We start from the raw sequence: 11,185 nt of genomic DNA, 5'->3' as shown, positions 1-11,185 counted from the left end.
GACAGGTCCCGCCCCAACACCGCCGTGAGAAGCAGTTTTTGTCGGGCTCGAAAGCCAACATAGGAACATGGCTCCACCAATCCTAAGGGAGGCTGGAGTGTGACATCGCGCCACAAACGATGCGATGAGACGCTACGCCAAGACTTCCGAGCGCAACAGTAGAATCCCTTCATATGCGTCTGTCGCGCATCGTGCTAATGCCTCTCGAAATATTTAATTAAGAGGGGGGAAATGCAATGGCTAACTCGGTAAGCAAAGGGCTGAAGTTCGAATATTTCGACGCGGCCTTGAACGTTGCAAATCTAGCCGTCAACTTGGTCTCGCTGATTCCTGGTGTCGAACTCCCTAAAGAATTGACCCAGCTCTTCGGTGGTGCAGACACGGATCCGACCGTGGAACGCCTGGATGAAATGAGCGAGCAGCTCGATCAGATCGTCGAGCTGAACAAAAAGGTACTTGCGGCAGTCGATGAAGTTAGGAACGATATCGATCGAAATATTCTATCAAATATCAAGTCCGACGTAAGCGATGCTAAAACTTACGTCCATCAGTACCTAACAACAAGCGATCCTGAACTGGCAAACAGTTACCTGTTTGAGGCGGAAAGACTCTCGACATCTGCGGTCACACGGGCAAAGAACTATCTTTTGGATAGCAATGCCGATGCCGCCATTGCCGTTCCGGCGCTGCTATCCGCAATTACCACTCGAATTGCCGTCATTCGCGAGATCGGCGATGGGGCAACGTCCAGCGCACAATATAAAGAGACATTGCAGACGGCAATCGAATCGCTGTCCACGGGTATCGAAAAGTTCGAAGAGTCCGCTCAGAACAATATGCCGGCGAAGCTCGATGTGTATGAGAGGCAATCCGGTGATTTCACGCAAGTATGGATCAGGGTTTCCTACGAGCCGGCGTCCGGATCGATTTTTCAGGCTGAAATATTCGCAGGGGACAAGGGGACTGCATCGGTACAGCAGATGCTCGATGCGACAACCCTCATTTACGCCAATGGATCTCAATCCCTAAGAGAAGTGACTGATTATAGTGCCATCAAGGACCTATACATAAGGCGCGCACCTGTAGAGCAAACAACAAAACCGAATTTTTTGACTGATTTCAATAAATTAGAAGAAGATACCTTCAACAATTATTTCAGAGAAGCAAGAGGCATTGAAAAGCTCGAAAAATCTGCCGCTGCCCTGCTGAGCTTGACGCAAGGTCAGCATATCAAGGGTACGAACAACGACGACACCAATATTCGGGCTGATTCGAGCCTCGATGTGATCACCACCAAATGGGGTGAGAAGTTGCTCGCCCCTCACACACTGGAGGGCCTGAAAGGCAACGACACCCTCTTCGGCGGCCAAGGCGGCGACACGCTCCGGGGCGGCGGCGGCGGGATCGTCTACAGCGCGGAGGGCGACGGCAACGATACCCTTCACGGCAACGGCGGCGACGACATCCTGATCGGCGGCACGGGCAACGACCGGCTCGACGGCGGCGTCGGCGACGACCGTATAGACGGCGGCGACGGCGTCGACATCGCGAGCTACAAATCGGCGAAGGCCGGCGTGATCGTGTCCCTCGATGAGCAGGACTGGCAGGCGGTCGTCCCAGAAAAGACGATCGTGTTTCAACCAGACCCTTTCCCCTCCGAGGGGGGAGTCATCATCACCCCCCCTCCCATCATAACAACGATCCCGGCGGAAAAGGACCGCCTCCTGAACATCGAGAACCTCGAAGGCAGCGAGTTCAGCGATCGGCTCACGGGTGACGAAGGGAAAAACGTCATCCTCGGTTTGGCCGGCAACGACATCGTCAACGGCGGTAGGGGCGCGGACCGGATGGCGGGCGGCGTCGGCAACGACACCTACGTGGTCGACAACGCCGGGGATGTCGTCGTCGAGGCGGCCAATGCCGGCACAGACACTGTCCGCTCGTCCGTCAGCGTCACGTTAGCGGCCAATGTCGAGAACCTGACACTCACCGGCACCGCCGCCATCAATGGCACCGGTAACGCGCTGGCCAACACGATCCTGGGCAATGGCGGCGCCAACATCCTCGACGGCAAGGCTGGAGCCGACACGCTTCAGGGGTTCCGCGGCAACGATATCTACTATGTCGACACTGCCGGCGACCGCGTGTTCGAGGTGGCGGGTGGGGGCACCGACCGGGTGTTGACGAGCATCAGCTACGCGCTCGGAGCCGGTCAGGAGATCGAGCGGCTCGACACGACGAGTGCGGCCGGCACCACCGCGATCAAGCTCAGCGGCAACGAACTTGCCAACACCCTGGTGGGCAATGCGGGTGCCAACACCCTCGACGGTGGCGCTGGCGCTGACCTGCTCTATGGCCGCGCCGGCAACGACACCTACCTCGTCGACACTGCGGGCGACCGCGTGTTCGAGGTGGCGGGTGGGGGCACCGACCGGGTGCTGACGAGCATCAGCTACGTGCTCGGAGTCGGTCAGGAGATCGAACGGCTCGACACGACGAGTGCGGCCGGCACCACCGCGATCAAGCTCAGCGGCAACGAACTTGCCAACACCCTGGTGGGCAATGCGGGTGCCAACACCCTCGACGGTGGCGCTGGCGCTGACCTGCTCTATGGCCGCGCCGGCAACGACACCTACCTCGTCGACACTGCCGACGACCGCGTGTTCGAGGCGGCGGGTGGCGGCACCGACCGGGTGCTGACGAGCATCAGCTACACGCTCGGAGTCGGTCAGGAGATCGAGCGGCTCGGCACGACGAGTGAGGCCGGCACCACCGCGATCAATCTCAGTGGCAACGAACTTGCCAACACCCTGGTGGGCAATGCGGGTGCCAACACCCTCGACGGTGGCGCTGGCGCTGACCTGCTTTATGGCCGCGCCGGCAACGACACCTACCTCGTCGACACTGCCGACGACCGCGTGTTCGAGGCGGCGGGTGGCGGCACCGACCGGGTGCTGACGAGCATCAGCTACACGCTCGGAGTCGGTCAGGAGATCGAGCGGCTCGGCACGACGAGTGCGGCCGGCACCACCGCGATCAATCTCAGTGGCAACGAACTTGCCAACACCCTGGTGGGCAATGCGGGTGCCAACACCCTCAACGGTGGCGCTGGCGCTGATCTACTCTATGGCCGCGCCGGCAACGACACCTTCGTGTTCTCGACGGCCTTAGGTTCGAGCAACATCGACCGCCTCACCGATTTCGCGGCGGCGGATGACACGATCCAGTTGGCGCGGGACGTGTTCACCGCCCTCTCGGCGGGTGGCCTCGCGTCGAGCGCCTTCAAGGATCTCGGCAATACCGGCGCCGTGGTCGATGGCACCGACCGCATCCTCTACAACCACGACACCGGTGCGCTCTCCTACGACGCCGATGGTAGCGGCACGGCCAAGACGGCCATCCAGTTCGCCGTCATCGACACCAAGGTCACGCTGACCCACGCCGACTTCCTGGTGGCGTAAGCCCGTGACACGCCCTGGCCGGACACTTTGCGTTCGGCCAGGGCTTCTTGATTCTCAAAGCTCTGGGCCACCTACGCAAGATATCGCCGTGGGTGGTCTGCCAGCACGTCGCACGCCCCTCATAGGAAGGGTCGCCGCCGGCCGGGATGGGTTCTCCGCTCTCGAGCCCTCACAAGCATTTGGCCGTCTTGTCACGGCACCTCACTCAGGCGTGGTGTAGCACGCGGCGCGAGCCCTAGGAGCCCGTCCGAGTAACGATTTTTCGGATTGAGGTCGGGGTTGAGATCAAGGCGAGCCCGCCCGCGTCATGCTCAGCGCCCGGCCTTGGCCAGCTTGAGGAGGTTGTGGGCGGTGCAGATCATCGCCCATTCGCCCCGGACCTGATCGAGCCCGCGGAGCAGGAACTGGCGGAAGCCCAGGGCCTGCTTGATCTGCCCGAATACCGGCTCGACGACCTGCTTCCTGAGGCGGTAGCGGCTCCGGCGGCCAGCCCGCTTCAGCCGCGCGGCCATCGCACGCATCAGGGGCGTCTTCGTCAGCTTACGACGCCCGGCCGCATCCGCCTCGCCGTGACGCGCCCGCCCCGGAGCGAGATAGGCGGTGATCCGCCGCTCCTTCAGCGCGGCCAGGTTCGCCTCGTTGGCAAAGCCTGCATCGCCCGAGACCTCGCGCGGCTTGCGCCCGAGATGAGCGCGGACGTCGTCGATGAGCGGCACGAGGGCGCGAGCGTCGGCGGCGTTCGTCACGAGGCGGTGGGCTACGATGATCTGATGCGCGGCATCGACGGCGATCTGCCCGTTGTAGCCCTGCACGAACCCGTCGCGGGTCGGCAGGATCCGGCTGTCCGGGTCGGTGAAGTTGCGCTGCGCCCGGTCCGGCGGACCGCCGTCCTCACCGCGCAGGGGCCGCCCCTGCCGGCGCATGCCCGAGGATGCACCCGGCCCGCTCTCGTCCTCGGGGTCGGGCGGATCGACCGCTTCCGCTTCCAGCGCGGCCTTGGCGGCGCGGATCGTCTCCAGCCGTCGCTGCTTGTCGGCCATCCAGTCCGGCGTCTCGTCGCCCCGTCGGTTCGCGCCCTGCACCGCATCCTCGGCCGCGTCCGCCTCCCGCGCCTGCTCCAGCCAGGCGTCGACTTCGGCGGCCAGCGCCGGCTCGGCCGTCTTCATGCGTCCGTAGCTCATCGCCTTGTGGCGGGAGGCGTTGGCCTTCACCTTGGTCCCGTCCACCGCCACGTGGGCGAACTGGACCAGACCGGCCGCGCGGCACAGGCGCAGCACCTGCACGAACAGGTCCGACAGGGCCACGAGGTGGCGCTTGCGGAAGTCGGCGATGGTGCGGAAGTCCGGCCGGTTCAGCCCGGTCACCGCCATGACGTCGACCCGCTCCTCGCAGGCCCGGGCGAGCTGACGCGACGAGTACAGGCCACGGCTGTAGCCGTAGAGCAGGAGCGCCACCATCATGCCCGGGTGGTAGGGCGGGTAGCCGCGCTCCTCGACGTAGGTGTCGAGGATAGCCGAGAGGTCGAGCGCTTCCCGCACCGTGTCGCGGACGAAGTGCGCCATGTGCCCGGGCGGCACGAACTCGTGCAGCGAGGGCGGCAGCAACCAGCCCTGATCCACATCCCAGGAGCGAAACACCTTGGCCATGAGCCGAGTGAATCACCCTCTGGCCTCGCCGTCGAGAGGATTACTCGGACGGGCTCCTAGCGGATCGGCGGACAGGGGACGTTGCAGAACGTCTGGACGTAGCTGGGCGAGACGTGAGGACCTCATCGGGGTCGGCTCCTCAGATCGGTGCCGGCGTCTCCCGCTCATTGATCTAAGCTTTCAAGTGGGAGTCCGACGAAGCCTTGGATGATGCCCGCCTAGGGCGTTCCTCGCCCAAAAGCAGACTGGCAAAAATCCACCCTTCCCGGACGTTGAGCGATGGGGACCAAGCGTCGAATTTCCACCACCAGGAATCGGAACGGGAGCCTGGGGGCGATCTTTCAGGGCGACCTTTCAAACGGAGATACTGACCGGCAGGCGCCGCGACTTTGACATCGGACACCGGCTCGTGTCATCGGGCCGCGATGACGATGCGAGACCTTCCCCCCGGTGAAGGCCCCCTTGGCACGGGCTCCGGCGGGGAACGGCGGGTCGACCTTGGCCGTTGGCAGAGGCATCGCTTCTGTGCGGGCGCGCGATCCGATCCCGCATCGGGCCATCCTGCATCGAGCATGGCGACGAAGAGAGGGTGGCAGTGAGTGTCCTCGTGAACGGCGGCGAGTGCGGCGCGCTGATCGAGGCCGCGGATTGGTCTGCGACGCCCCTCGGGCCCTTCGAGTCCTGGCCTGTTTCCCTCCGCACGCTGACGGCGATGATGGTCGCCTCGCGCCAGCCCATGTTCATCACCTGGGGGCCGTCGCGGATCGTCCTCTACAACGACGCCTATGCGCTGCTGCTCGGCCACAAGCACCCGGACGCGATGGGGCGTCCCATCGCGGAGGTCTGGTCGGAGATCTGGAGCGACCTCGCGCCCATCGTCGCCGATGCCTATGCGGGACTCTCCATCCAGATGGACGATGTCTCCTTCGTCATGGAACGCAACGGCTTTCCGGAGGAAACGCATTTCGCCTTCTCCTACACGCCGGTGCGGGAAGAGGACGGCTCCGTCGCGGGTTTCTTCTGCGCCTGCACCGAGACGACCGGCCGGGTCGGCGCCGAGACCCGGCTGCGCGAGAGCGAGGCCGAGGTGCGGGGCGTCCTCGACGGGATGGGCGAGGGTTTCCTCCTGCTCGACCGCGATTTCCGTGTCCGCCGCATCAACGCCGAGGGCCTGCGCCTCGACGGGCGCCCCTCCGAGGCGATCCTCGGCCGTCACCTCCTCGACGTGTGGCCGGATGCCGAGCGGATGCCGACCTGGCCGCTCTACCGCCGCGCCATGGCCGAGCGGGCCTCGGCCGAACTCACCTACCGCCATACTTCGACGCAGCAGGACATCTGGATCGAGGTGCGGGTCTACCCGTCGGGAAGCGGCCTCTCTGTCTTCTACCGCGACATCAGCGAGCGCAGAGCGTCCGAAGAGGCCCTGCGCGAACGTGAGGAGCGCCTGCGCCTCGTGATGGAGGGCGCGCGCGACCACGTCGTCTTCACCATGAACCCGCAGGGCGTCATCACGAGCTGGTCGGCGGGCGCCGTCGAGGTTCTCGGCTGGAGCGTCGCCGATGCGCTCGGCCGTCACGGTTCGATGATCTTCACGCAGGAGGACCGGGCGAAGGGGATCGATGCCGGGGAGATCTCCAGGGCCGTCGAGACCGGCCGCGCCGATGCCGAGCGCTGGCACCAGCGTTCGGACGGGACGCGCGTGTTCCTCGCCGGCTCCCTCCACCGGCTGCCGCCGGACCTGCAGGGCCGCTCGCCCGGCTTCCTTCGGATCGCCCGGGACGAGACCCAGCGCAGGGCACAGGCCGAAGCGCTGACGGAGAGCGAGGCGCGGTTCCGCAACATGGCGGACCACGCTCCCGTGATGATGTGGGTCACGATTCCGGACGGGTCCTGCATCTATCTGAACCGGCGCTGGTACGAGTTCACCGGGCAGACCGAGGCGGAGGCCCTCGGCCTCGGCTGGACCAAGGCGACGCATCCCGACGACGAGGGGCTGGCGGCCGACACCTTCCTGTCCGCCAATGCTTCGCACGAGCCCTTCCGGGTCGAGTATCGCCTGCGCCGGGCCGACGGCACCTATCGCTGGGCCATCGATGCGGCGACCCCGCGCTTCGGCACGGAGGGCGAATTCCTCGGCTATGTCGGCTCGGTCATCGACATCGACGAGCGCCGGGAGGCGGAGGAGCGCCTGCGCCAGAGCGAAGGGCGTTTCCAGGCCATCGCCGATTCCATCGACCATATGGTGTGGTCGACCCTGCCGGACGGGCACCACGATTACTTCAATCAACGCTGGTACGACTATACCGGCGTCCCGGCGGGTTCCACCGACGGCGCGGGCTGGAACGGCCTCTTCCACCCCGACGACCAGGACAAGGCCTGGACGGTCTGGCGCCATAGCCTGGAGACGGGCGAGCCCTACCATATCGAGTATCGCCTGCGGCACCGGTCGGGCCAGTACCGCTGGGTGCTGGGGCGGGCGCAGCCCGTGCGCGACACAGGCGGCCGGATCGTGCGCTGGTTCGGCACCTGCACCGAGATCCAGGACATCGTCGAGGCGCGCGACGTGCTGGCTCGCTCGCGGGCGGAGCTCGAACGCGAGATCGCCGAGCGCATCCAGGAACGCGTGCGGATCTGGACGCTGATCCCCGACCTGCTGATGTCGGGCACCCTGGGCGGCCAGTTCCTCAGCGTGAACCCGGCCTGGAGCAAGATGCTCGGCTACGACGAGGCGACCCTGCTGGCGACGCCGTTCTGGCAGATCATCCACCCCGATTTCCTCGATGTCAGCGCCGGTGTCGTCGAGGCGATGCGCCAGGGCCGCACCATGCGGCACCAGAACCAGATCCGCACGGCGGCCGGCGAGTATCGCTGGTTCGATTGGGTCAGCGCGCCGGTGGGCGACGTCTTCTACGCGGTGGCCCGCGACATCACCGAGGAGAAGGCCCGCGAGGCCGCTCTCGCCCAGACCCAGGAGGCCCTGCGTCAATCGCAGAAGATGGAGGCGGTGGGCCAGCTCACCGGCGGCATCGCCCACGACTTCAACAACCTGCTCACCGGCATTTCGGGCAGTCTCGAATTGCTGCAGACCCGCATGGCGCAGGGGCGGCTGACCGAACTCGACCGCTACATCAACGCGGCGCAGGGCGCCTCGCGCCGGGCGGCGGCCCTGACCCACCGGCTGCTCGCCTTCTCGCGTCGCCAGACGCTGGACCCGAAGCCCACCAACGTGAACGGCCTGGTCTCGGGAATGGAGGAACTGATCCGCCGCACGGTCGGGCCGGCGGTGACGATCGAGGTGGTCGGCGCAGCGGGCCTGTGGCCGGCTTTGGTGGACCCCAACCAGCTCGAGAACGCGCTGCTGAACCTCTGCATCAACGCGCGCGACGCCATGCCTGATGGCGGCCGCCTCACCATCGAGACCGCCAACAAGTGGCTCGACGGGCATGCCGCCCGCGAACGCAACCTCGAACCCGGCCAGTATCTCTCCCTCTGCGTCAGTGACAACGGCACCGGCATGACGCCGGAGGTGATCGCCCGCGCCTTCGATCCGTTCTTCACCACCAAGCCGCTGGGCGAGGGCACCGGCCTCGGCCTGTCGATGATCTACGGCTTCGTGCGGCAATCGGGCGGCGAGGTGCGGATCTATTCCGAACTCGGCGAGGGCACGACCATGTGCCTCTACCTGCCGCGCCATTACGGCGAAGCCTCCGAGGTGGACGAGGCCGGCGCCTTCGCCGCCGCGCCGCGCGCGCAACGGGGCGAGACCGTGCTCATCGTCGATGACGAGCCCACCGTGCGCATGCTCGTGACCGAGGTGCTCGAAGAGCTCGGCTACACCGCCATCGAGGCGGCAGACGGGGCCTCCGGCCTCAAGGTGCTGCAATCGGACGTGCGCATCGACCTCCTCGTCACCGATGTCGGCCTGCCCGGCGGCATGAACGGCCGCCAGATGGCCGACGCCGCTCGGGTGGCGCGGCCCGACCTCAAGATCCTGTTCATCACCGGCTATGCCGAGAACGCCGTGGTCGGCAACGGGCATCTCGAGCCCGGCATGCAGGTGCTGACCAAGCCCTTCGTGATGGAAGCGCTGGCCGGCCGGATCAAGGACATGATCGCCTCCGGGTAGGGCTGAATCCGGCACCCGAACCCTCGTCTCCCTTCGGGGCGGCCCGACGCGAGGGTGGCGGCGCTCGTCACCCGCCCACAGGGAGGAGAGTCTTTGGCTCGGAAGGGGTTTATCCGGCTGTTTTCAGACAAAGACCTAACTGTATTTTAAATAGCGGAGTCATATTGGATCAGATCGGTTTCAGCACAAACCTGTTCTGTAGGGGTTCAAGATGGCGCAATTTCGTTATACGGCGAACGGTAATTATGACTTCGACAAATCCGAGTTAAAATATCAAGATTCAATCAACACGGAAGCCAGGACGCTAGATTTCGGTCCAGGATCGGCGATTTCAGGGTATAGCCAATATGGAGACGAGTTTATCTACTTGATAGATGGTCCGGAATTCGAGTCGGTATTCCGTTCCTCCGGCGTGACGATCCAGGAAGTCGGCCTCTACGGCGATTCTAGCGACTTCGACTACGTCACGCGCGTCACCGGCGGGAATTTCGGGGATGTGTTCCGCACGGGCGACGGCGACGACGTCCTGAACGGCGGCGGCGGCAACGATGTGCTGGAGGGCGGTGGCGGCGCCAACGCCTTCGACGGCGGCACGGGCACGAACACGCTGAGCTACGAGCATTTCGATATGCCCGGCGGCTCGTTCGGAATGATTGTCGACTTGTCGACCGGCCAAGCCAGCGATTGGTCAACTGGCACGGCCGTCAAAGATACGTTCTCGAATATCTCAAATGTTCGAGGATCGCTGTATAAAGATGGTGTAACCGGTGACAATAACAGCAACGTCATCGAAGGCGGTGCGGGTGATGACGAAATGATCGGCGGTGGTGGCCTCGATACTCTGAGCTATGCGCATTCGAGCGAGAGTGTGAATGTCGATCTTGATCGAGAATTTGGTATCGGAGGCGACGCGGAGGATGATCAATTTACATCGTTCGAGAACATCCTCGGCAGTACGTTCGGCGATGCACTCTACGGAGACGGCGGTGCCAACACGCTGTACGGCAATGGCGGCGCTGACGAATTGTACGGACGGGGTGGCGACGATCGCCTCGTCCTCAGCAGCTCGCCCGCGAAGGTGCAGGGCGACGAGGGAACGGACCTGCTCTTCATCCTCACGGGCAACCTTGTCGAGCTCACCGAGCTTTCGTTCACCAGCTCTGCCAGTATCGAGAAGGTCTACGTCCGCAACCAGGCAGCTCTCGACATGACGGGTGTCGATGTCGGCACGAAGATCTATTCGCAGAGCCAGGCCAACGGTTTCTCCATCATCACTGGCACGGACAGTGCCGACCGCATCGTGGCCGGAAAGGGCGGCGACACCCTCAACGGCGGTCAGGGTGGCGATGCCCTCTTCGCCGGCGCGGGAGCCAACGTCTTCGTCTTCGCCTCGGGTGATGGCCGCGATGTCATCCGCAGGTTCGAGGCGGGCAGCGACGTCATCGACGTCAGCATGCTCGCGAGCAGCATGGATGGGCTGAAGATCGGATCTTTCCACGGCGAGGCCAACACGATCATCACGTTCACGGGCGATTCCGGACCGTCCGACAAGATCATCCTGCTCGGCGTAACGGCCGATTCCGTGACGGAAGGCAGCTTCGTCTTCTAAGGTCTGCACCCTCCTCCGGCCTGCCCGGTCGCGCGATCCCAGCAGCGCGACCGGGCGATCGTCTATGCCGAGCACCGTGGTCGGCAACGGTCCTCTGGCATGCGGGTGCCGGCCGGCCGCATTGAGGACATGATCCCCTCCGGGCGGGGCTTAAGGACGGCATCCGGCCCTCGCCCCCTTCGATGCAGCCCGGCGCGAGGGTCGCGCCGCTCGTCACCCGCCCGTAGGGAGGAAAGTCTTGGGCTCGAAAAGACTTTATCCGGCTATTTTCAGACAAAGCCATGTTTGTATTTTAAATAGGTGTGTGGTATTGAATAATATTGGGTTTAGCACGAATCTGTTC

Annotated in this window: 4 protein-coding genes; 3 read left to right on the top strand and 1 reads right to left on the bottom strand. The window is 64.3% G+C overall.

Annotated elements, in window-relative coordinates:
* The first annotated feature begins 236 nt into the window (after positions 1-236).
* Complete coding sequence (locus tag ACYQR9_RS03950) at positions 237-3,461, top strand: hypothetical protein (RefSeq protein WP_461228778.1); 3,225 nt, start codon at positions 237-239, stop codon at positions 3,459-3,461.
* Positions 3,462-3,772: 311 nt separating this feature from the next.
* Here ACYQR9_RS03950 and ACYQR9_RS03945 read toward each other — a convergent pair whose 3' ends face one another.
* The gene (locus ACYQR9_RS03945; protein WP_461227898.1) at positions 3,773-5,107 is read right to left on the bottom strand and encodes an IS1182 family transposase; all 1,335 of its coding nucleotides are present in this window, start codon (positions 5,105-5,107) and stop codon (positions 3,773-3,775) included.
* A 595-nt stretch (positions 5,108-5,702) separates the two neighbouring features.
* Between ACYQR9_RS03945 and ACYQR9_RS03940 the strand changes: the two genes are divergently transcribed.
* Positions 5,703-9,233: a hybrid sensor histidine kinase/response regulator gene (locus tag ACYQR9_RS03940; protein ID WP_461229729.1), complete on the top strand. Its 3,531-nt coding sequence runs from the start codon at positions 5,703-5,705 to the stop codon at positions 9,231-9,233.
* A gap of 211 nt (positions 9,234-9,444) precedes the next feature.
* Positions 9,445-10,842: a calcium-binding protein gene (locus ACYQR9_RS03935; protein ID WP_461228777.1), complete on the top strand. Its 1,398-nt coding sequence runs from the start codon at positions 9,445-9,447 to the stop codon at positions 10,840-10,842.
* Positions 10,843-11,185: the final 343 nt, after the last annotated feature.

This window comes from Methylobacterium sp. CM6241 (assembly GCF_054817845.1).
The sequence above is the reverse complement of the archived record's forward strand: the minus strand, read 5'-3'. Positions and strand labels throughout refer to the sequence as shown.

Coding starts and splice junctions, on each gene's coding strand:
- ACYQR9_RS03935 (WP_461228777.1), top strand. CDS start 9,445: ATGGCGCAATTTCGTTATACGGCGAACGGTAATTATGACTTCGACAAA.
- ACYQR9_RS03950 (WP_461228778.1), top strand. CDS start 237: ATGGCTAACTCGGTAAGCAAAGGGCTGAAGTTCGAATATTTCGACGCG.
- ACYQR9_RS03945 (WP_461227898.1), bottom strand. CDS start 5,107: ATGGCCAAGGTGTTTCGCTCCTGGGATGTGGATCAGGGCTGGTTGCTG.